Origin of the sequence: Mariprofundus ferrooxydans PV-1, from assembly GCF_000153765.1 — a bacterium.
GTDB classification, from domain to species: Bacteria; Pseudomonadota; Zetaproteobacteria; order Mariprofundales; family Mariprofundaceae; genus Mariprofundus; species Mariprofundus ferrooxydans.
On record NZ_DS022294.1, the window covers coordinates 1,023,456 to 1,044,855 of the forward strand.

Consider the following 21,400-nt stretch of genomic DNA (forward strand, 5'->3'; position numbering starts at 1 on the left):
GCGTATTGCGTGCGATGTCGCGGGTCATACAGGACCTCAGGCGCAGTTGGAAATCCGCACTATCGGCCAGGTGTATAAAGGCCGCAGCTGGGTCAATGCCCAGCTCAAGCAGAAGGTGGCAGATGACCTCTTCAGTGCATTTGAAGAACAGTTGGCCAGCACACAGGCGCATGCGCAAAAACCGGCACCAGCTCAGGCAACCCCTGCCACTACAGCAACGCCTGCTGATGAGTCTGTCGCCACTCCCCAAAGTCTGGATAATCAATAATCCATTACCACAGAGAGTTTCGCGGAGTAAATCTTATTAGTCGGGTTGCCCTGTTTGTGATTTAATTGGCCAGTTTGAGCACCGCAGATAAATAATAGCGGCATTTTCCGAATTGCTTTAACTCTGTCTAATGTTGCCTGTGCAGCGGTGAATCTTTTTCGACTTACGACTGGACGGCGATCAGCTCGGCCAGAGCCGCGCCCGGCTCGGGTTGGCGCATCAGCGATTCTCCGATCAGGAAGCCATAGACACCGGCTGCGTTCATGGCTGCAATATCATTACGGGTGAAGATGCCGGACTCAGTGATCACCGTCCGCTGATCACCCATCAAGCCAAGCAGCTCCAGCGTCGTATCAAGTGTGGTATCAAAGGTATGCAGGTTGCGGTTGTTGATACCCATCAGTTCGGTGTCCAGTTTCATTGCCCGTTCGAGCTCTGCAGCATTGTGAACCTCCGGCAATACCGATAGTCCGAGATCCCGGGCGCAGGCGGTTAGCTCCAGTGCGAGCGTGTCATCCACCATAGCCAGTATCACCAGAATGGCATCGGCCCCCATCGCCTTGGCTTCGATGATCTGATAAGGATCGAGCATGAAATCCTTGCGCAGAATCGGCAACGAGACCGCTTTTCTTATATCACGGACATAACTGTCGGCACCCTGAAAATAGTTCACATCGGTGAGTACGGAGAGGCAGCTGGCACCGCCGCTTGCGTAGGATCGGGCGATAGCAACCGGATCAAAATCAGGCCGGATAACGCCTTTTGACGGGCTGGCCTTCTTCACTTCGGCAATTACGGCATTCTGCTTGTTATTTATCCGGCTGCTCAGCGCACCGGCAAAGTCGAGAGGAGTGCAGGCGGCAGCCAATGCCAGCAATTCGGATTCCGGGTGCTGCTGCTTACAAGTTGTTACCCAGCCGCGTTTATATTCGGCGATTTCATTCAGAATTGAGCTCATGTCGCTTGGGTATCCTTTAGGGTTCAGGGTTTTGCCTGTTGAGTGAAGGCGATCAGTTCGTCCAGCTTTTGCCGGACTCTGCCTGAATCGATAGCCCGGGCAGCCATGACAAGTCCATCTGCGATGCCGTCCACGCGGCCGGCAACCCACAGGGCGGCCGCGGCATTGAGCAATACGATATCGCGCCCTGCTCCGGTCTGGCCTGCGAAGATATGCTGCAGGATGGCGGCATTGGTGGCTGCATCATCGCCGGCCAGTGCAGAAGGTGCGGCGTAGGGCATGCCGAAGGCGGAGGGGTCGATTTCAAAGCGGATCGGTGGTTGGTCGGCCTGAACCAGTATGGCATCGGTGATATCGGTGGTGGTAATCTCATCGAGCCCGTCACGCCCGTGCACAACGAGGGCCCGCCTGATGCCGAGTTGCTGCAATGCTCCTGCAACCAGCTCCAGCTTATCTTTGGAGAACACACCCAGCACCTGATATTCAGCGCCGGCGGGATTGGTCAACGGACCGAGCAGGTTGAAAATCGTACGTACGCCGAGCTCACGTCGCACTGGCCCGGCAAAATGCATGGCCGGATGCAGCTTTTGGGCAAACAGAAAGCCGATGCCAACCGCATCAATGCTGTCGGAGACCTGAATCGGGCTCAAATCCAGGTTGACGCCAAGCGCTTCCAGCACGTCAGCCGACCCGGACTTCGACGTCATGGCGCGGTTGCCATGCTTGGCCACGGGTACACCGCAGGCAGCAACAACCAGGGACGTAGCCGTTGAGATGTTGAACAGCTTGGCGCCACCTTTGCCGCCGGTTCCGCCAGTTCCACAGGTGTCGATCAATCCTTTCGCGTTGGGCGATATGCGGGTTGAGGCTGCGCGCATGGCTTTGGCCGCGCCGGCAATAATATCGGCCGATTCTCCGCGTATGGAGAGGCCAAGCAGGATGGCGCCAATCTGTCCGGGTGTTGCATAGCCGCCCATGATTTCGCCGAACACCTGTTCAGTTAGTTCGCCGCTAAGAACCTCACCAGACTGCAGCAGGCGAATGGCTTGCTGCGTGGCAAGGGGGGCTGCTGAAGTCATACGCTTGTCTCCAGAAAATTCTTCAGCATCTGATGCCCGTGTTCGGTCAGGATGGATTCCGGATGGAATTGCAGACCGAAGGTGGGGTGCTCGCGATGGCGCAGGCCCATCAATTCACCTTCCGGCGTCCATGCGGTTTTGACCAGACAATCGGGCAGCGGTTCCGGTACAATCAGTGAATGGTAGCGCGTGGCTGTGAACGGAGAGGGGAGTCCGGCAAAGATAGCAGCACCATCATGCTCAATCGGGCTGGTTTTTCCGTGCATCAGGCGCGGCGCGCGAATGACCTGGCCTCCGAATACGGCGGAGATTGACTGATGGCCGAGGCATACGCCGAGAATCGGTATTTCGCCGGAAAAGCGGCGGATCAGATCCATTGAGATACCCGCCTCGTATGGTGTGCGGGGGCCGGGTGAAACCAGAATATGGTCAGGCTGCATGGCGGCAATTTCGTCCAGCGTGATTTTATCGTTTCGATGCACCAGAGGCGTCTCGCCCAGTTCACCCAGATACTGAACCAGATTAAAGGTGAACGAATCGTAGTTGTCGATGACCAGAATCATGTTACACCTTCTTCCCTTTCGGTTGCGCTTCCGCCAGTGCCACGGCGCGGAACATGGCCGTTGCCTTGTTGACGCATTCGGTATGCTCACGCTCTGGCACCGAATCGGCAACGATGCCGGCCCCGGCCTGGATATGTACTTCATTGCCGTGAATGACGGCCGTGCGAATGGCGATCGCTGTGTCCATGCGCTCGCCGCCAAAACCGATATAGCCGACGGTGCCCGCATAGGGGCCTCGTGCAACAGGCTCCAGCTCATGGATGATTTCCATCGCCCGCACCTTGGGGGCGCCGGATACGGTGCCGGCCGGGAATGTAGCAGCCAGCAGGTCGAGTGAGTCGACATCATCGCGCAGGGTGCCTTCAACCTGGGAGACAATATGCATGACGTGCGAATAGCGCTCGATCACCATCGATGATGTAAGCTCCACCGTGCCGTATTGGCAAACACGCCCCAGATCGTTGCGACCGAGATCCACCAGCATGACATGCTCGGCGAGTTCCTTGGCATCGGCCAGCAGTTCGGTCTCCAGGGCCTTGTCTTCTATTGCAGTTTTACCGCGCGGGCGGGTGCCGGCAATAGGGCGAACGACCGCCTTGTCCATATCGCGACGCACCAGAATTTCCGGCGATGAACCGACCAGTATCGTGTCGCCGATATGCAGGTAGAACAGGTAAGGTGACGGATTGATATGACGTACGGCACGATAGATATCAAATGGCATGCAGTTTAACGGACGTGAAAAGCGCTGGCTCAAGACCACCTGAAAAATGTCGCCGGCCAGAATGTATTCCCGTGCCTTGCTTACCGCAGCCTCGAAATCGGCCTGTGATGTTTGTGCCCGTGGTGCGGCAACACCTGATGTGTCGGCATCGAGCCTCAGTACCTGAGCCACTTCGCCTTCATTAAGGCTGGCTTCCATGCGGTTGAGTGCTACTTCCGCAGCTTCCGTCTGGTCGGCAGGCAGGCGTACGCAGCAGGTCAGTGTGCCGCGCAGGTTATCGAATACCATAAAGCGGTCGACCAGCAGGCAGGCCGATTCAGGTGCCCCAACCGGATCGGGCAGGTCAGCCGGAATATCTTCAAAATGCGAGACCAGTTGATAGCCGAAATAACCGACGGCGCCGCCGGCAAAGGGCAGGTCATGCTCGGCCAGAAAGGGCTCTTCCAGCACATGCTCCCGCAACCAGGCGAGAATATCTCCCTCATAGATCTCTTCATGTCCGTCGCGGTAGTGCAGTCGCGTCTGTGTTCCATCCGCGGTCGCCCGACAGGCAGGGTTCATGCCGAGAATGCTATAACGGCCCCACTGCTCGCCCCCCTCGGCTGACTCGAACAGAAAACAGTCACCGCGCTCAACCATGCGGGAAAACAGACCCGGTGGCGTCAGACAGTCGGCAGAGAGGGTGCGGCGGAACAGATGCATGGGAGGGTTCATGTTGACAAGCCTGAGTGGCCGCGCTTAAATGCGCGTCCTTCGGGGCCATAGCTCAGCTGGGAGAGCGCTTGCATGGCATGCAAGAGGTCGGCGGTTCGATCCCGCCTGGCTCCACCAAATAGAGAACCGGGCGCATTGCGTCCGGTTTTTTTATGCCCTGATGTGAGTGAAATACGCATGCAGCGAAGGTTATCTATTCTGCCTGTTGCGTGCTATCCCTAATTCTCTGCGTTACAGTGGCATGAAGTGATCGGGAGGCATGAATGTCCATCGAGAAGATGACTGAACTGCTGAACAAGCAGAAGCTGGTTGAAGCGGTGAGCCTTGGGCAGGAGTCGCCTCGCCATGAGCTTATCGAAACAGTTGTGCACCGCCAGCATAAGGCGGAACTGCAGCATTTCATTGCTTCTCTGCCAACAGGGGAGATCAGCAGCATACTGGAAACACTCAGACTGGATGATGCCCGCCTGCTCTGGGAGCAGATTCCGCAGGAGAGGGAAAATGATATCCTGTGGGAGTTGGTTGATGAACGCAGGCAGGAGCTTGTCGGGGATCGTGAGCCGAGTTTTACAGAGAGCCAGCTTAATGCCTTTGAGCTTGTGGATGGCAAACTGCGGCAGATTGCCATCACCGGACGCGGTGATCTGGAGAGTGTCAGGCCTGTTTGGGTTGATTTGCTTAATGTTACGAAGGCAGAGCGCCAGTATGTCGGCCAGCATTTCGGCCTCTTGCTTCCCGATCCCGGCGACACCATTGATCTTGAAGTCAGCTCCCGCTTTCATATTGAAGAGAACGGTGCAATCCACTTTCATTCGAATTTCCTGCTGGATCGGGACGATGACGCACGCAGCATCCCTGTGGCCTTTATTCTCTACGAAGGTATTTTGTTTTCCATGCATAATGCGGAATTACCCGCTTTTCGCCTGCAACGCCGTCGAGCCAGACTGCAGCCAGGCTCGGTCTCGGACTGTCATGATCTGTTGCTGGATTTGTATAGTGCTGACATAGAGTACTCAGCGGATGCGCTGGAAGATATGTATGATACCTTGCGTATGGTTGGCAATCAGGTGTTAAGCGAAACGATGAGCGATGCGGAGGCGGCAGCTATTCTGGCGGATATTGCTGAAGAAGAGGATATGAACGGCCGCATTCGTAGTAACATCCTGGATACCCAGAGAGCTCTGTCATTTCTGTTGCGCTGCAAGATTCTGATGCCCCATCAGCAGGATGATGCAAGACAGACATTGCAGGATATCGAGTCACTGAACAGCCATACCTCATTCCTGTTTGGTAAAATAAATTTTTTGATGGATGCCACCATTGGTTTCATCAATATCAACCAGAACAAACGGGTCTCGCAGCTGACTATTTTTGGTGTGGTTTTCATGCCTATTAACATTCTCGCCGGTATGGGCGGGATGTCCGAGTTTTCGATGATGACAAAGGGGATACCATGGCCGATCGCATATGCGTCATTTGCTGTCGGGGTCGGCCTGCTCGGCTGGTTCACCTATGTCTTGCTCAGGCACATGGAAAACAAGCGACTCAGGCAACGGGGCAAGGTGTTCTAGATGTGGCGATCTGAAATGGCTGTCGCTGATTCCGGACAAAAGACGCTATGCTATCGGATACCGCGATGACGGATATGCTGATCAAACTGGTGGCGGCATGGATGCTGCTGGCCGGCGTGGCATTGTGGGCCAGGCGTGAGCAGCTGGGGCTCTCGCAGCGGATGCTGGTGGCTTCGGCACGCGGTCTGGTGCAGTTGCTGGCGCTGGCATTCGTGCTGCACTGGATTTTTGATATTCGCTCACATATTGCACAGGCTGCCTTGATTGCCGTATTTTGTATGCTGGCGGCTCATAACAGCGCCAGCCATTATGATGGCAAGGTATCCACATGGGTGGCTGCTGCGACAGGTCTGATCTGCGGTTGCCTGCTAACGTTGCCCTGGTTGGCATGGGCTGGCGCCATTGGTGATGATACCCGAACGCTGGTGCCGCTGGGCAGCATGATTGCCGCCAATGGCATGAACGCCGTATCGATCATGTTTGAACGGATGAAGTCGGGCAGCGTGGTGGGCGAAGGCATGAAAACGGCGATGATTCCGACGATTGATACCCTGCGTGTGGTGGGACTGGTGCATATGCCGGGTATTTTTGTCGGTATGGTGTTGGCCGGCGCTGCCGCGCTGGATGCAGCGGCGGCGCAGCTGGTGGTGCTCTACATGATTATTGCCTCCAGCTTCACATCCTGTCTGGTCAGCGTTTTGATGATGAATCATGTGCAGAAGCGTGGAGGAGCAGGTGCCGGATCTCCCGATGTGTGACAGCTCTTTTCATTTCACCCTTCAATCTTATCCATTTTCTTGAACTGACACCCCTTTCCTGCGACGCTTGCATGATGTATCGGGAGAAGGGATTTTTGTTTGATGGAGTCGCCAGACGATGCGCTTGAAGCGCATTGAGCTGGCCGGCTTCAAATCTTTTGTCGACCCCACCCGTATTGAACTGGGTGAGGGTATCACCGCCATCGTTGGGCCCAATGGTTGCGGCAAGTCGAATATCATTGATGCCCTGCGCTGGGTACTGGGCGAGCATTCAGCCCGCCACCTGCGCGGCGGGGTGATGGATGACCTGATCTTTCAGGGTTCCGACACGCGGCCCCCGGTCTCGGTGTGTGATGTTGAACTGACTTTTTCCGTGGAGCATGGCCAGCTTGCGCCCCCCTATCATGAACTGGAGGAGATCTCCGTGCGCAGGCGACTGATGCGGGAGGGCGGTTCCGATGCGTTTATTAATGGCAAGATGGTGCGACTGAAAGATATTATCGATCTGTTTCTCGATACGGGTATCTCCACCCGCGCCTATGCCATTGTCGAACAGGGCTCGATAGCGCGTATGGTAACAGCCAGGCCGGAAGAGCGACGGATGATTTTCGAGGAAGCGGCCGGGGTGATGAAGTATCGCTCTCGTCGTCGTGAAGCCGAACGACGTATGAAAGATACCCGTCAGAACCTTGATCGTGTACTCGATCTGCTGGAAGAGGTGCGTACGCAGTGCCGGAGTTTGAAGCAGCAGGCTTCGCGTGCGGAGCGGTTCCGTAGTTTGCAGCAAGACTTCAGCAGGCTGGAGTCGTTGGGCCTGGCTTTGCGTTTCGGGGCACTGCAGAAGCAGTGTGCCGAAGTCGAACAACAGCTTCAGCTTGCACAACGCGATCAGGCGGAAACTGCCGGTAAACTGGCCACATGTGAGCATGCCAGTAACGAAGCCAGAGCGCAGATGCAGCGCTGTGAGGAGCAGGCGCAGGCTCAACAGGACCAGCTGCGTGTGGCGGAGCAGCAACGGGCCGCTTTGCAGCAACAGGCGGAGCGCATGGCCGGGGAGCGCAGGTTGCTTGGCGAGCGCCAGCATACTCTGGAGGCCCGTATTGAAGAGGGCGCTGCACATATCCAGCGGGTTGCAGGCGAGGTGGATCATGCGCAGGCGGCGATTGATGCGCAGGATGACAGTGTGTTGCAGGCCCAGCGTGCCCGTGCTGCAGATGCTGTGGAGCAGGCTTTGCAGCATTATCGTCAGCAGGGGCTGGAGCGAGACCGGCTGCTGGCAGAGTATGAACGACTCAAACGTGACCGGGAGCAGGCTGAGTCTCTGCGCCAACAGGCGGGCGAGGCTGCGCTGCGTCTGTCAGAACGGCATACTCAGCTCAATGGTCAGCTCGAGCAGATGCAGGAGCAGCGCATAGCGGTGCTGGATCAGCTCGGTGAGTACAGGCAGCTGTTGGATCAGGCCCTGCAGGCTCAGGCAGAGAAAGATCAGGTGCTGGAGGTGGCGGCAGAGGAGCTGGAACGCGGTCGTGGTGCGCGTGACGAAGCAGCGCAGGCGTTATCCGGGGCGGAGGCCACGCTACGTGAGCATGCGGGGCTGGTTCAGGAGTTGACAGCGCGCACCCGCAATCAGGATGTGGATGAATCTCTGCGTGAAGCATTGAAGGTAGAGGGCGCAGTGTGGATGGATGAGGCACTGCATGTGCCGGAAGGGCTGGAAGAGGCTGTTGCGGCAGCCTTGCGCGGTCGTTCGGCAGACGCACTGATGCCGTCGGATGGAGGTGGGAGGGAATGGTCCTCTCTGATTGCGCGGGTTTCGACAGCACCTGTCGCGATGTTTGTTGCCGGCGCTAACGCCTCAGGTCATTCGGCCTCAAAGCCTGCAGGTAGCCGTTCTCTGGCGGAAGCCATCGGCTTGGGCAAAGGTGATCCGATGCGTGTTGTGTTTGCACCGGTTTTTCTGGTCGAACGGATCGAAGATGCCATCGGCCATGACGTGGCATGTGTCAGCCTCGATGGCTGGCGTTATGAGCCGCAGGGCTGGTTTGTACCGCCGGTCGGTAATCGTCTGGCACGGCGCATGGCCGTGAAGCGACAACTAAAGGAGCAGCAGCTGGTACTGGCTACCGCAGAGGCGACATTGTCCGGGGTGCGCGCTGACTTTGAACAGGTACAGGCGCAACTGGAGCAACGGCAGCATCAGTGGCAGCAAGCCCATCTGGACAAGACGGCTGCGGATAGTGCTGTGCAGGCAGCAGAATCGGCTATTGCACGACTGCAGGCAGAGTCGACAGGTGTGGATGAGCGGTTGCAGCGACTGACTGCCGACTTAGACGATGTCGCGGCTCAGCAACGCCACTGGCAGCAACAGCTGGATGAGGTGAATGATATCGATCAGGAGAGGTTGGTTGACGCCGAAGCGGCACTGGATGGCAGCTCTGCAGGGATGCATGCGGCCGAGCATGCGCTGAACCGGGTGCGCTCAGAGCTGGCGGAGGCCGAGCAATCGCTGGCCCTGTTTGTGCAGGCCAGAGATAACCTTCAGCATCAGTACCAGCGCTTGCAGAGTGAAAGAGAGCGGTTGATCGAGCAGCGGGAGACAGACCGGGAGCGTCTGGCTCAAGTGGCTTTGGAGCTGATGCAGGCCAATAAACACTCCGATCTGGATGCGCAAATGCTGGCGGCATCGGCGGCAGTCGAGCAGGCGCATGTGGCGATGAATCAGCTTCGACAGCAGGGACATGTACAGCAGCAGGTTGCTCATGAAGCCGAGCGTGCCGAGCGGCAGGCCAGAGATAGCCTGCAGCAGATGGCGATGAACTGCCAGCGAATTGAACTGGCGCTGGATCAGGATATGAGGCGGCTGCAGGAGTTGGAAACAGAAGTGCAACAACGCTGTCGACAGTCCGCTGCTTCCCTGCTGGCCGCAACCGACATGGCTGATGCCGATGTCGATGAGGTGATGGCACGCAGTCGCGACCTGAGTGAACAACTGAGTCGATTCGGGCCGGTCAACCTGCTGGCCATCAAGGAATTTGAGCAGGCGAACGAGCGAGAGCGTTTTCTGGCCGGGCAAGCTGGCGACCTGGAAGCAAGCCTGACGACATTGAACGATACCATTGTGCGTATTGATCGCACCACGCGCCAGCGTTTTCGGGAGGTGTTTGAGCAGACCAATGCTATTTTCAAGCAAACCTTTCCACAGTTATTTGGCGGTGGCCGGGCTGAGTTGCGACTGGATTCCGACGATATTCTGACGGCAGGCGTGGAGGTGATCGCTCAGCCGCCTGGAAAATGCTTGCAGGATATAGGCCTGCTTTCCGGTGGGGAGAAGGCACTGACGGCCGTGGCGCTGGTGTTTGCCATCTTCCGTATCAAGCCTGCACCGTTCTGCGTGCTGGATGAGGTGGATGCGCCACTGGATGATGCCAATGTCGGCCGGTTTGGCGATATGGTGCGCGAACTGGCGGATCGGGTGCAGTTTATGGCGATTTCTCACAATAAAATAACCATGCAGAAAGCCGACCGTCTGGTTGGTGTCTCCATGCCGGAGCCCGGCGTGTCGCGGATAGTCGCGGTAGAGATTGAAGGCGAAACCTGAGGCGCGGGTCGTGAGTCTCGGCAAGAGTCAGTGTGCTCGGCTTACCTTTACTTTTCCCCCATTTTTGGCACCAATCCTGCTGTAGCAGCGTTCTGCAGGAGGCAAGATGAGTGAAGTTCGGCAAGGCGGCAGCACAGGCGAAGAGATAGAGGGATTAGATCAGCAACCTGGTGGTACTTTTGCCGGTATACTGATCAATGACGGCGTGCTTACTGCCGGACAGGTGAAGAAATCTGTCCGTGTTCAGGAAAAGCTGGGCGCAAGCAAGTTGTTGTCCACCATATTTGTTGAACTGGGCATGCTGACCGAGGATGAGCATCGTCGGCTGGTGTGCAAACATGGTCGCAGTTTTCGTTTGGGTGAACTGTTTTGCGAGCTTGGTTATATCACGCTGGCACAGCTGTTGCAGGCAGAATTGGTACTGAAACAATCGCCTGGCAAGCGCATAGGGGCTATTTTCCGTGAGCTGGGCATGATTGATGATCGTCAGCTGGCTCAGGCACTGTCGGAACAGTTGAGGATACCGCTGATCCATATCGACCTGGATACAGCGGATCATGATTTGATGCGTCAATTTCCAGTTAAATTTATGCGTATGCATCTGGCTGTGCCCTATGAGGCCAGTGCCACCAGAGTTTCAATCGCTACAGCCAATCCGTTGGACAACCCGGCTATCGAGGAGGTGGAGCGGCGCCTGCGCAAGAAGGCGGTGGTTGTTATTGCGGCGGAAAGCGCATTGTTGTCGATGCTGGGCAAACTTGAAATGGCTGGCGGCAAAGGGAGCGAGCAGCACGACCAGGTGGCCGAGGTCGTGGACAGTATTTTGCTGGCGGCGATTCGTCAGCACGCAAGCGATATTCACATTGAACCGATGGAGAGTCATACGCGCATCCGCCTGCGTCTGGATGGAGTGCTGATCCACAAAATGGATCTGCCGTCTGAGCTGGCACAGCGGGTAATTGCCCGCCTTAAGGTGTTGGCAAGTATGGATATCTCCGATAGCAGGCGGCATCAGGATGGCCGTTTCAGTCGCGATGTGGGACATATTAATGCGGATTATCGCGTCTCCACCTATGTGACCATCTATGGTGAAAATATGGTAATGCGTGTGCTCCGCAGTACTGGCGGACTGAAGAATATCGAACAGATCAGTATGAGTCGCGGCCTGCTGGATCGGTTCAAGCACGAGGCGCTGGATGTGCCGACGGGGGTGAGAGGCTGTAAATTGAACTGTGTAAATGCTTTACTCAGCAAGAACTGAGGAAGGAGCATTTATGAAGAAGAATGAGAAACGAAACGAGCTTGAAGCGATTGCCCGTGAGCTGGCGAAGCACGTCAAGACCGAAGAAGATTTGTCTAATCTGAGCCGAGACCTGGTGAAGATGACAGTTGAGGCGGCGCTTGGTGGAGAAATGGAAGCACATCTGGGCTATGCCCCGAGCGAGCGCAGCGATTCATCTAACAGCCGCAATGGTTATTCAACCAAGCGCCTGATTGGTGGGCACGGTGAAGTCGAGATTGAGGTCCCCCGGGATCGTCATTCGAGCTTTGAGCCTCGTATTGTGGAGAAGGGCCAGAGTCGTCTGACGCAATTTGATGATCAGATTCTGGCCTTATATGCCAAGGGCATGAGTACACGGGACATTGTGGCCGCATTTAAGGAGATGTACGGCGCCGATGTTTCTGCCGGATTGATTTCCAAGGTAACCGAATCTGTACTGGAACGGGTTGTTGAGTGGCAGAACCGTCCACTGGATACTCTGTATCCGATTCTGTATCTGGACTGCATCGTGGTGAAGATTCGCCAGGATAAGCGGGTTCTGAACAAGGCCATCTATATTGCCTTGGGCATCAATCTTGAGGGCGAGAAGGAAGTTCTCGGTCTTTGGCTGTCCGAGAACGAGGGTGCGAAGTTCTGGCTTTCAGTGCTGACGGAGCTGAAGAACCGGGGTATGCAAGATGCCTTTATCGCCTGTGTGGACGGCCTGACGGGCTTTCCGGACGCCATCAACGCGGTGTTCCCGCAAACGAAGGTGCAGCTATGCATCGTGCACATGGTGCGCAACGCCTTGCGCTTTGTTGCCTGGAAGGATCGCAAGCACGTGGCTACGGATTTGCGTAGGATTTACCAGTCGGTCACTGTGGAAGAAGCTGAACGGGAGTTGGATATCTTTGCTGAGAAATGGGATGGAAAATATCCGTCCATCAGCATCATGTGGCGCAGGCATTGGCCAAATCTGATCACGATTTTTGAATATCCTGATGAGATCCGCAAGGTCATTTACACGACCAATGCGATCGAATCGCTCAACAGCGTGATTCGCAAGGCCATCAAGAATCGCAAGGTATTCCCAAACGATCAGGCGGCCATGAAGGTCGTCTGGCTGGCCATCGAGGCTGCGGCCAAAAAATGGACCATGCCCATTCGCGACTGGAAAGCCGCACTGAACCGCTTTATGATCGAGTTTCCGGATCGAATGCCGGAGAGAATCTGAGATGGCTATTTACACAGATAGATTTACAGGCTCGGGGGTGATTCTGATTACCGGCCCGACCGGGTCAGGCAAAACGACGACCCTGTATGCCGCCATTGATTATCTCAATCGCCCGACCACCAAAATCATTACCGTTGAGGATCCGGTCGAATATGTTGTGCCTGGTATTATCCAGTGCTCGGTTGATGAAACGGCCGGTCGCTCATTCGATGACTCATTGCGGGCAGTGGTGCGGCAGGATCCGGATGTTATTGTCATGGGCGAGGTGCGGGACAGGAAATCCGCACAGGTGGCGGTGCAGGCAGCCCTGACCGGGCACAAGGTGCTGACAACATTTCATACAGAAGATTCGATCGGTGGCTTGTTGCGCCTGATCGATATGGGCATTGAAACATTTCTGATCTCCTCGACTGTGGTCAGTATTCTGGCCCAGCGTCTGATTCGCACCATTTGCCCGGACTGCCGGCAGGCTTATATGCCGAATAAACGTATAGCCAACATGATCGGCATTGATGATGCCACGCTCAGGTCACACACCTTCTATCGCGGCACAGGTTGCGGTACCTGTTATGGCACCGGTTATCATGGTCGCACGGCGTTGCATGAGCTGCTGGTGCTCAATGAGGATGTACGCGAGGCGATACTGGAGCGGCGCTCCTCGCAGGATGTGCGCAAGATCAGTTGCGAGAGCACGCAGCTGTTGTCACTGATGGAGGATGGTTTGTACAAGGTATTGCTGGGTTTTACCACGGCTGAGGAGGTGTATCGCATTGTACCGCGTGCGATCGCGCATCGCAGTGTGGCAGAAATTTATGAATTGATGGGGCATGAAAAATGAGTGTGGATGCATTTAAACTGGCGCAGGAGATTCGCCGCCGATTCGAGGAAGGGGATGCCCGCCTGCCCGTATTGCCTGAGGCTGTCATCAAGGTTCGGGCGATGGTGAATGACAAGGACAAGGGCGCGGCCGATATTGCCAAGGTTATTGCTACGGATTCGACATTTTCGACAACGGTGCTGCGCATTGCCAACAGTGCCCGCTTCAAAACGGCAGGTGTTGAGATTCGCAACCTGTCGATGGCTATCCAGCGCCTGGGAGGACGCCGTACATTGCAGCTTATGACGGCTATCTCCTCACAGATTCATCTGGCCGTGAAGGATCCGGATCTGCAGGCGCTGTTGCGCGAAAGTACGCAGCACTCGCTGCTGGTAGCAGCCGCTGCCCAGCATCTGGCATGCCTGGTCGGCAGTGTTGATCCGGAAGAGGCATTTATGGGCGGCATGCTGTTTGATGTCGGTGTGGCCGCGATTATCTGTGCGGTGCCGGAAGAAATGGCCGCCTGTGATGACCAGCAGCGGCATGAGCTGCTGCGTCAGTTACACCGTGAGATGGGCGGGCGCTTGCTGACCTATTGGGAGATGCCGGATGCCTTTATCGCTTTGGCATCCCATCATGGCGTTGAGGCGGATGACCGGCCACGTGAAAATCTGATCGATGTGATTGATGTCGTGCAATTTCTGCTGGCGGGGACAGGCCATACACCTCCCTTTGACGTCATGCCGGAGGGGATTGATGTGTTGCACTACCCGCCTATGAAACGACTAGGTCTGAATGAAACGCATCTGGCAGCCGTCGAAGTGGAGCTGGAGGACGGTTTCGAAGAACTGGCAGGTATTTTCAGTTAGTCGTCGATTGGCTCTCGACCGGTGCGCTGATCGTCCAGATATGAAAGCCGGAGACGGAGCCTGAGTTCAGCTGGTGCCGGGCACGCTGCTCTTTGCTGATTTTGCGATCCGAATGAAAATAGACTTTGCCATCAAGCCCCATAGAGGGGGCGCCGTCGCGAGCGCTATCACTGGTCAGTTGGGTGAGATTGCGACCGTTGGTTCCAATGCGCCAGATATCCCACTGTCCGCCATCGGCATGACGCAGGTCAGGTTTGCTGCGATTGGATGTGAACAGCAGCCACTGTCCGTCACGGCTCCATGCCGGTTGAACATCCTCGCTTCTGCTGTCGGTGAGCTGAATCAGCTCAGAACCATCCGGATGCATGCGGAACAGATGCATGCTGCGTCCTGTCGCCATGGAAAACGCGATCCACTTCCCATCCGGTGACAGGGCAGGATTGACGCCTGCAGAGAGTACTTTCTCGCTGCCATCGCTGTTAAAGCGGACGATTTCTGTCTGGAAACCCGGGAAGCTCCAGTTGTTGAAGCTCTCTTTTGTGCCGGCTTTAGAGATTCGGTGATCATTATTATTGCTGCGCCTGGCGGACTTGAGTCGAACGGCGATGATGGATTGATCCGGCAGTAATAAGGGTTGCGTGATCATGCCGCGCAACGACTGAATGCGGCGTTGCATAGCCTCACCGTCTGATATTTTTTCCCACAGCCCCAGCCCACCGGCCCGCTCCGACAAATAATAGACATGGCCATCATCCAGCCACCCTGCGGAGTCCAGGGCCCTGTCATCATCGCTAACCGGGTTGGCCGGGTCGCCATTTTCACTATAGCGGCGGGAAATCCACGCCTGTTTCCCTTTGCTGCTCAGGGTCATCAGAAAGCGGCCGTTTGGCGAAAGGCGGGGATACATTTCAGTTTGACGTGGCTCCAGTGTCAGCAGCTGCGCTGAATCTGCAGGCTGGGTCTGTTGCTGTGCCTGCGACGGTCGGTGTTCGTTCAGCCAGTCGAGAAGGGAGTTGGCGGCAGCCGGCTGGGATGCAGCGCTAATGCAAAGGATCAGGCCGATGATTCTTTTCATATTGCTCTCCTGTCAATGTATCAGTATGCCGGGGGGGGGGGGCGGATGCACAAGTGGTGCGCAATATAACGATGGCGATGTCGCATACTTGTGATCTGCATCACAGATAAACTGATGTTCATCAATGCTTCAGGTTGAGTTAAAGCGGGTTTGCCGGGGAGGTGTTGTCCCCGTTATTGTATTACGCCTCTGCTTCGAGCAGCTCTTTGAGGTTGTTGAAATCCATCTCCAGTTCGCGCTTGGCGATATGCGCGACAACCGGGGTGGCTACTTTGAAAAAACGACCGACATCAACACTGAGTGTGCGCTTGACCAGTGTGCCGGCCTGTGTCGCTTCAAACGACATGGTGGCAGCCATCGGGAACGGCCCGGTGGTGGATTTCGCTGCCCACTGGCTGCCATCGGGATTGCGTGCGGTGACCACCCAATCCTGTTCGATCACGCGGCCGAGGAACTTTTCCTTGATATGGTAGATTGTGCCCACACAAGGCGAACCGTCGGTCTTTTTCTCGGATTCGAGTATCGATGATTGCCACATAGGGTCATTGATATTGTCGTCGACATAGGCGATGACCTCGGCAATCGGACGATTGATTTCAATGCTTACTTCCAGCTTGCTTAAAGGCATAACCCCTCCGTATCCCTCTGGTTGATGAAGGGGCTCATATTACACCGGGATTATGGCCGGTGCCAGAGTCATCAGAAGTCGCGCAGCAGTTCGGTGATGCCGGTTTTTGAACGGGTTTTTTCATCCACCTGCTTGACAATGACTGCGCAGTAGAGATTCGGCCCGCCGGATTTACCCGGCATGGAGCCGGAGACCACGACAGAGTAAGGTGGCACCTCACCATACATCACTGCGCCGGTTTCGCGGTCGATAATGCGGGTGGACTTTCCGATATAGACGCCCATGGATATGACTGAACCTTCACGGACAATGACACCCTCGACAATTTCCGAGCGCGCACCGATAAAGCAGTTGTCCTCAATGATGGTAGGAGTGGCCTGCAGCGGCTCGAGCACGCCGCCGATACCGACACCGCCGGAGAGATGCACGTTTTTGCCAATCTGGGCGCAGGAACCGACGGTTGACCAGGTATCCACCATGGTGCCCTCATCAACATAGGCACCGATATTGACGTAGGAGGGCATCAGCACGACCTTGGGGGCGATGAAGGCACCTTTGCGGACGGTGGCAGGAGGCACGACACGCATGCCACCCTTGCGGAACATGTCCTCGCCCCAGTTGGCGAACTTCTGCGGCACCTTATCGAAGTAATTGGTGTCGCCACCGCTGATCACCTGATTATCATGCAGCTTGAAATAGAGTAGTACTGCTTTCTTCAGCCACTCCTGAGTCACCCATTTACCATCAGCATCCTTTTCAGCAACGCGTACGCCGCCGTCATCCAGTAGCTGGATGGCGTGCTCGATGGCCTCTCTGATCTCGGCGCTCACCGTGCTGGATGTCCATGACTCGCGTGTATTCCAGGCCTGCTCAATGGTATCCTGTAAATGGTTCATGCTAGCTCCTTTCGCCGAGGTTGCGGTCATCTGCCGCTGCTCTCAGCTGCTCTCCTGATGGCAATCGCATGTGAGCGACTACGTCCTGTATATGCCAATGCTGCATAATGCGCATGGCCTTGCAAGCACCCTGCCCGCTCTGGTTACAGAATGATTTCCTGTGGTCGTTCATGGCTGAGAAACTCCAGATTGGACATGGTCAGTCCGTAAGCGCCGGCCAGACCGAAGACGGCAATATCTCCGACATCAACGGCATTCATCAAGACATTGTTGGCCAGTTTATCCGCGCCGGTACACAAGGGCCCGCCGAAATAGACGGCCTCATCACGGACCTGCTCCTGAGCCGGAAACAGCTTCTCCCTGTGCATAGGTATGATCGCCATCGGATGGTTGATGGCGAGCGCTGCCGGCCGGCGAAAATGGTTGATGCCGCCGGCACAGATGACCTGCTTTTTACCCCGGCTGTCCTTGATATCCAGCACCTCTGTACAGAACCAGCCGGAATCGGCTGCCAGATAGCGGCCCAGCTCCAGAAAAAAGGTGCGTTCGCCAAAGCCATACTGCTCAATTAGCGCTGCCAGGCCGTCGGCATAGGCCTGCGGGTCGAAATCGTGTCCCTCTTCCAGGTAGTCCACGCCAAAACCGCCACCGAAGTCGATCGTGTCGCAGCATGTGCCGGGATGGTTTGCTTCGATATTCCGGGCCATGCCGAATACCAGTTCGCAGTTTTTCAACAGATCACCGACATTGAGCACGCCTGAGGCGGCATAGACATGCAGGCCGCGGAATCTCAGGTGATCCAGTGCCAGAATCTGCGGCAGGAAATCGGCGAGTTTCTCTTCGTCGATGCCGAATTTTTTCGAACCGCCCGAGAAGGTGGTTTGTGCTTCGTGGATATCAAAGTCTGCATTGATACGCAGCAGAATATCCTGGTTCTTGCCCAGTTCGGTGCAGATGGCCTGCAGCCGGTGTGCTTCAGTCAGGGATTCGATATGGATGGTGCGAATGCCATGTGCTACGCCCCAGCGTAACTCTTCAGATGATTTGCCAGGGCCGGTGTAGATCAGCTGACCGGCGGGAAACCCTGCCGTGACGGCCTTTTCAGCCTCACCGAGACTGGCGATTTCAATGCCTTTGGCGCCGGCTTCGCGCGCGGCCTGCAGGAAGGCAGGATGCGGATTGGCTTTCATGGCGTAAAACACCTCAACGCCGGCTGGCATGATCTGATTCAGGTGAGCGATTTTTTCGCGCATGGGTGTCGTGTCATAGACGTAGCAGTTCAGGGTTGTGTCTGCTGTCGCCATTTGGCGCAATCGTTGTTCGAGGTGGGATGGGATTTTCATGATAGTCCGCTCATTGCCTTGAGGCGCCTGCCCAACTCTGCGGCCTTGTCCGGTCCGTCAACCAGAGCAATGCGCACGTAACCGGCGCCGGGATTATGGTCTGTGGCATCATCGGCAGCCAGATAGGAGCCGGGCAACAGGGTGATTGCCTGCTGTTCGTAGGCGGCAACGGCAAATGCTTCATCGTTTGCTACAGGTAGCCATATGAAAAATGAGCCGAAAGGCGGTTCACCTCGTCCGAAGGCTGCGAAAAATGCCTTCAGGCTCTGGCGATAGAGCATCAGGTGCTGCTCGACATGTGACTCATCCGACCATGCTGCAGCCGCTACATGCTGTAGCGGCAACGGTGTGGCAGGTCCCGTATAGCTGCGCAGTTTGGCAAAACGGGCGATCAGTGAGTCATCGCCGGCAATCAGTCCTGAGCGCAGGCCCGGTAGCGCCGAGCGCTTGGAGAGGGAGTTCATGACCAGGCAGCGCGCATAATCCGTCCGCCCCAGCGATTCGGCTACCTGCAGCAGGCCGACCGGCGCCTGTTGCCAATAGATTTCCGAATAACACTCATCCGATACAATATGAAAGTCGTGACGGTCGGCCAGTTCGATCAGACGGGTAAAATAGGCATGGTCTGCAATCCATCCTGTTGGATTGGATGGAGAACAAACATATACAATAGCAGTATCGGCCCATACTTCGGCAGGGACTGCATCAAGATCCGGCTCAAAAGCGTTGGCCGATGTGCATGGCATAAAGAAGGGCTTGGCACCGGCTGTAATCGCAGCTCCCAGATAGATCTGGTACATCGGGTTGGGCATCAATGCGTATGGCTTTTTCGACGCTTCCGGATTGATCAGGGCATGGGCAATGGCAAACAACGCCTCACGCGTGCCATTGGCGCTGAGCACCTGCGTGGCAGGGTCAATACGGGCCAGGCCATAACGGCGCATTAGCCATGCGGCAATGGCCTCACGTAAGGCATCGTTGCCGGTGGTGGCTGGGTAGCGGGAGAAGCCGTCAAGGTGGGCGGCCAGCGTACCTGCGACGAAGTCGGGCAGCGGCAGCCGAGGCTCCCCCGCACCCGCATCAATATGGGGAAGTTCAGGGTTGGGGTGACGACCTGCCAGCAGTGTTTTCAGGCGCGCAAACGGGTAGGCCCCCAGTTGCTCCAGTCGCACCTGGCGTGATTGATCTGTATGACTCATGGTAACCTCAGCGGGAGAGATCCACGCCCTTGGCATGAATGGCGCGGCTCCACGGTCCCAGATTCCCGTCGATATCATAGGCGCGGATACGGAAGAGATATTCAACCGTGTCGTTTTTCAGTTTGATCAGTCTCTTGGACGGCTCGCCGACCTGCACCGGCATGGGAGGGCGGTCGTAAAAACGGCGCCAGAAGCCGGGGCACTGGCAGTAGGGATCGACTTCGGTACGGTCGACCTGAAAGCCGACGCCCCGTGGGTTGCCGGTCAGTACAAATGTCAGCTCCAGCACATTGCCGACGACCCGATCTTGCAGGTTGTTGAGTTGCGGCTTGTTGTCGCCGGCGCTTGCGATTTGCGGTGCTTCCTTGCGGCCGCAGCCGGAGAGGGCAAGCAGGCCGATGAGCAGGGCTGCACTGTAGATGCGCCATTTATGCATGATTATTCTCCAGGGCCGTTTTCCAAAGTGCTACCTGAGCCATCACCTGATCGGGGGCGGTGCCGCCGATATGATTGCGGGCGGCTACACAGGCTTCCACCGATAGCGCACCGACCATCTCGGCGGTCAGGCGTGGATCAATCTGCTGGCAGGCCGCGGCATCCATCTGATGTAACTCAATGTCGGCCTTGATACAGTAGCCGACCGATTTTCCGACAATCTCATGGGCATCTCGGAACGGTACACCTGCCCGCACCAGCGCGTCAGCCAGATCGGTGGCGGTGGCAAAGCCGGAGGATGCAGCTTGATGCAGTGCTTCCACGTTGACGCGCATACCCGGCAGCATATCACCGAATACGCGCAGGCTGCCCTGTAGGTTGTCAAAGGCATCGAAGATGGCTGTCTTGTCTTCCTGCATGTCCTTGTTGTAGGCCAGCGGTAACCCTTTGACGGTGATCAGCATGGCCACCAGGCCGCCGATAATGCGACCGGCTTTGCCGCGAACAAGCTCAGGCATGTCCGGATTTTTTTTCTGCGGCATGATCGATGAGCCGGTGCAGAAGGCATCTGGCAGATCAATAAAATGGAACTGGGCGCTCATCCAGAGGATCAGCTCTTCGGCCAGACGCGACAGATGTACGGCGCAGACCGAAGCGGCGGCGAGCAATTCGATAATAAAATCACGGTCGGATACCCCGTCCAGTGAGTTGCGCGTGGGCGCATCGAAGCCGAGCTCGGCGGCGGTCATGTTGCGGTCAATGGCGAAGGTGGTGCCGGCCAGTGCTGCGGAGCCGAGCGGGCACTGGTTCATGCGTTTGCGTGCATCAAGAAAACGTCCGGCATCGCGTTCGAACATCTCCACATAGGCCAGCAGGTGGTGACCGAGCGTAACCGGTTGAGCTGTCTGCAGATGGGTAAAGCCGGGCATGATGGTCGCTGCATGTTCTTCAGCCAGTGTGACCAGTACGCCCTGTAATTTGCGGATATATGCGATCATCGTATCTGTACGTGTGCGCAGGTAGAGACGCGTGTCGGTGGCGACCTGATCATTGCGTGAACGGGCGGTATGCAGGCGTTTGCCGGCATCACCAATGATTGCCGTCAGGCGCGATTCGATATTCATGTGTACGTCTTCCAGCGCAATGGTGAATTCGAGGTCGCCGCGCTCAATCTCTGCCGAGACCTGATCGAGTCCGCGCAGAATGGCGTCGAGATCCTCGCTACTGAGGATGCCCTGCTGGCAGAGCATGCGTGCATGCGCCCGCGAGCCGGCAATATCTTCGCCGTACATACGCGCATCCACATCAATTGAGGCGTTGAATGCTTCTACGAATTCATTGGTGGGGGACTCGAACCGACCGCCCCAGGGTTTTTCAGACATGGCTTCTACCTGTATTCATGATGCGGCA

The 21,400-nt window shown here is 56.4% G+C and carries 18 protein-coding genes, 1 tRNA gene and 1 pseudogene; 9 read left to right on the forward strand and 11 right to left on the reverse strand.

All coding sequences use genetic code 11. The features are described from left to right. A pseudogene (locus SPV1_RS04710) lies at positions 1–268 on the forward strand (hypothetical protein); the annotation flags it as partial. Between the two features lie 163 nt (positions 269–431). On the opposite strand, the gene trpC reads toward SPV1_RS04710, so the two are convergent. From trpC to trpE, 4 genes are read right to left on the reverse strand one after another with little or no spacing between them, the layout of a single operon-like run. After that, positions 432–1,226 (reverse strand): indole-3-glycerol phosphate synthase TrpC, encoded by a 795-nt coding sequence (gene trpC, locus SPV1_RS04715; protein ID WP_009849978.1) that lies wholly within the window; start codon positions 1,224–1,226, stop codon positions 432–434. Between the two features lie 23 nt (positions 1,227–1,249). Next, on the reverse strand, positions 1,250–2,305 hold the full coding sequence (gene trpD / locus SPV1_RS04720) for an anthranilate phosphoribosyltransferase (RefSeq protein WP_009849979.1): 1,056 nt from the start codon (positions 2,303–2,305) through the stop codon (positions 1,250–1,252). Beyond that, complete coding sequence (locus tag SPV1_RS04725; RefSeq protein WP_009849980.1) at positions 2,302–2,868, reverse strand: anthranilate synthase component II; 567 nt, start codon at positions 2,866–2,868, stop codon at positions 2,302–2,304. Before SPV1_RS04725 ends, trpD begins: the two co-directional genes overlap by 4 nt. Before the next feature lies 1 nt (position 2,869). Next, positions 2,870–4,294 carry an anthranilate synthase component I gene (gene trpE / locus SPV1_RS04730; protein ID WP_009849981.1) on the reverse strand — a complete coding sequence of 475 codons (1,425 nt, stop codon included), beginning with the start codon at positions 4,292–4,294 and terminating at the stop codon, positions 2,870–2,872. Between the two features lie 53 nt (positions 4,295–4,347). On the opposite strand from trpE, the gene SPV1_RS04735 reads away from it, so the two are divergent. The 8 genes from SPV1_RS04735 (at position 4,348) to SPV1_RS04770 (ending at position 14,414) form a co-directional block, all read left to right on the forward strand. Continuing rightward, positions 4,348–4,423 (forward strand) — tRNA-Ala (locus SPV1_RS04735). Positions 4,424–4,569: 146 nt separating this feature from the next. After that, entirely contained in the window at positions 4,570–5,877 is a 1,308-nt protein-coding gene (locus tag SPV1_RS04740; protein WP_009849982.1) for a CorA family divalent cation transporter, read from the forward strand. Positions 5,878–5,942: 65 nt separating this feature from the next. After that, on the forward strand, positions 5,943–6,635 hold the full coding sequence (locus SPV1_RS04745) for an ABC transporter permease (RefSeq protein ID WP_231288286.1): 693 nt from the start codon (positions 5,943–5,945) through the stop codon (positions 6,633–6,635). A 118-nt stretch (positions 6,636–6,753) separates the two neighbouring features. After that, entirely contained in the window at positions 6,754–10,233 is a 3,480-nt protein-coding gene (smc, locus tag SPV1_RS04750; protein WP_009849984.1) for a chromosome segregation protein SMC, read from the forward strand. A gap of 106 nt (positions 10,234–10,339) precedes the next feature. Then, positions 10,340–11,494 carry a GspE/PulE family protein gene (locus tag SPV1_RS04755; RefSeq protein WP_009849985.1) on the forward strand — a complete coding sequence of 385 codons (1,155 nt, stop codon included), beginning with the start codon at positions 10,340–10,342 and terminating at the stop codon, positions 11,492–11,494. Positions 11,495–11,507: 13 nt separating this feature from the next. After that, positions 11,508–12,728 (forward strand): IS256 family transposase, encoded by a 1,221-nt coding sequence (locus SPV1_RS04760; protein WP_009849464.1) that lies wholly within the window; start codon positions 11,508–11,510, stop codon positions 12,726–12,728. A 1-nt stretch (position 12,729) separates the two neighbouring features. Next, on the forward strand, positions 12,730–13,566 hold the full coding sequence (locus SPV1_RS04765; RefSeq protein ID WP_009849986.1) for a GspE/PulE family protein: 837 nt from the start codon (positions 12,730–12,732) through the stop codon (positions 13,564–13,566). Next, positions 13,563–14,414 carry an HDOD domain-containing protein gene (locus tag SPV1_RS04770; protein WP_009849987.1) on the forward strand — a complete coding sequence of 284 codons (852 nt, stop codon included), beginning with the start codon at positions 13,563–13,565 and terminating at the stop codon, positions 14,412–14,414. Before SPV1_RS04765 ends, SPV1_RS04770 begins: the two co-directional genes overlap by 4 nt. Here the strand turns inward: SPV1_RS04770 and SPV1_RS04775 are convergent. From SPV1_RS04775 to argH, 7 genes are all read right to left on the reverse strand, one after another. Then, the gene (locus SPV1_RS04775; protein ID WP_009849988.1) at positions 14,407–15,489 is read right to left on the reverse strand and encodes a TolB family protein; all 1,083 of its coding nucleotides are present in this window, start codon (positions 15,487–15,489) and stop codon (positions 14,407–14,409) included. The two genes, SPV1_RS04770 and SPV1_RS04775, sit on opposite strands and share 8 nt — an antisense overlap. A gap of 181 nt (positions 15,490–15,670) precedes the next feature. Next, positions 15,671–16,117, reverse strand: a complete 447-nt coding sequence (locus tag SPV1_RS04780; protein ID WP_009849989.1) for an SRPBCC family protein — start codon at positions 16,115–16,117, stop codon at positions 15,671–15,673. A 71-nt stretch (positions 16,118–16,188) separates the two neighbouring features. Then, the gene (gene dapD / locus SPV1_RS04785; protein ID WP_009849990.1) at positions 16,189–17,013 is read right to left on the reverse strand and encodes a 2,3,4,5-tetrahydropyridine-2,6-dicarboxylate N-succinyltransferase; all 825 of its coding nucleotides are present in this window, start codon (positions 17,011–17,013) and stop codon (positions 16,189–16,191) included. 143 nt (positions 17,014–17,156) lie between these two features. Further along, a complete protein-coding gene (locus SPV1_RS04790; protein ID WP_018295010.1) occupies positions 17,157–18,356 on the reverse strand; it encodes an alanine racemase in 1,200 nt (399 codons plus the stop codon). Then, positions 18,353–19,555, reverse strand: a complete 1,203-nt coding sequence (locus SPV1_RS04795; protein ID WP_009849992.1) for an aminotransferase class I/II-fold pyridoxal phosphate-dependent enzyme — start codon at positions 19,553–19,555, stop codon at positions 18,353–18,355. The genes SPV1_RS04790 and SPV1_RS04795 overlap by 4 nt, the downstream gene beginning before the upstream one ends. 7 nt (positions 19,556–19,562) lie before the next feature. Then, complete coding sequence (locus SPV1_RS04800) at positions 19,563–19,991, reverse strand: hypothetical protein (protein WP_009849993.1); 429 nt, start codon at positions 19,989–19,991, stop codon at positions 19,563–19,565. Beyond that, positions 19,984–21,372 (reverse strand): argininosuccinate lyase, encoded by a 1,389-nt coding sequence (gene argH / locus SPV1_RS04805; RefSeq protein ID WP_009849994.1) that lies wholly within the window; start codon positions 21,370–21,372, stop codon positions 19,984–19,986. The genes SPV1_RS04800 and argH overlap by 8 nt, the downstream gene beginning before the upstream one ends. Between the last annotated feature and the right edge of the window lie 28 nt (positions 21,373–21,400).

Excerpts from the sequence above, each read along its gene's own strand:
- trpC (WP_009849978.1), bottom strand. The coding sequence starts at position 1,226 with ATGAGCTCAATTCTGAATGAAATCGCCGAATATAAACGCGGCTGGGTA.
- trpD (WP_009849979.1), bottom strand. The coding sequence starts at position 2,305 with ATGACTTCAGCAGCCCCCCTTGCCACGCAGCAAGCCATTCGCCTGCTG.
- SPV1_RS04725 (WP_009849980.1), bottom strand. The coding sequence starts at position 2,868 with ATGATTCTGGTCATCGACAACTACGATTCGTTCACCTTTAATCTGGTT.
- trpE (WP_009849981.1), bottom strand. The coding sequence starts at position 4,294 with ATGCATCTGTTCCGCCGCACCCTCTCTGCCGACTGTCTGACGCCACCG.
- SPV1_RS04740 (WP_009849982.1), top strand. The coding sequence starts at position 4,570 with ATGTCCATCGAGAAGATGACTGAACTGCTGAACAAGCAGAAGCTGGTT.
- SPV1_RS04745 (WP_231288286.1), top strand. The coding sequence starts at position 5,943 with ATGACGGATATGCTGATCAAACTGGTGGCGGCATGGATGCTGCTGGCC.
- smc (WP_009849984.1), top strand. The coding sequence starts at position 6,754 with ATGCGCTTGAAGCGCATTGAGCTGGCCGGCTTCAAATCTTTTGTCGAC.
- SPV1_RS04755 (WP_009849985.1), top strand. The coding sequence starts at position 10,340 with ATGAGTGAAGTTCGGCAAGGCGGCAGCACAGGCGAAGAGATAGAGGGA.
- SPV1_RS04760 (WP_009849464.1), top strand. The coding sequence starts at position 11,508 with ATGAAGAAGAATGAGAAACGAAACGAGCTTGAAGCGATTGCCCGTGAG.
- SPV1_RS04765 (WP_009849986.1), top strand. The coding sequence starts at position 12,730 with ATGGCTATTTACACAGATAGATTTACAGGCTCGGGGGTGATTCTGATT.
- SPV1_RS04770 (WP_009849987.1), top strand. The coding sequence starts at position 13,563 with ATGAGTGTGGATGCATTTAAACTGGCGCAGGAGATTCGCCGCCGATTC.
- SPV1_RS04775 (WP_009849988.1), bottom strand. The coding sequence starts at position 15,489 with ATGAAAAGAATCATCGGCCTGATCCTTTGCATTAGCGCTGCATCCCAG.
- SPV1_RS04780 (WP_009849989.1), bottom strand. The coding sequence starts at position 16,117 with ATGCCTTTAAGCAAGCTGGAAGTAAGCATTGAAATCAATCGTCCGATT.
- dapD (WP_009849990.1), bottom strand. The coding sequence starts at position 17,013 with ATGAACCATTTACAGGATACCATTGAGCAGGCCTGGAATACACGCGAG.
- SPV1_RS04790 (WP_018295010.1), bottom strand. The coding sequence starts at position 18,356 with ATGAAAATCCCATCCCACCTCGAACAACGATTGCGCCAAATGGCGACA.
- SPV1_RS04795 (WP_009849992.1), bottom strand. The coding sequence starts at position 19,555 with ATGAGTCATACAGATCAATCACGCCAGGTGCGACTGGAGCAACTGGGG.
- SPV1_RS04800 (WP_009849993.1), bottom strand. The coding sequence starts at position 19,991 with ATGCATAAATGGCGCATCTACAGTGCAGCCCTGCTCATCGGCCTGCTT.
- argH (WP_009849994.1), bottom strand. The coding sequence starts at position 21,372 with ATGTCTGAAAAACCCTGGGGCGGTCGGTTCGAGTCCCCCACCAATGAA.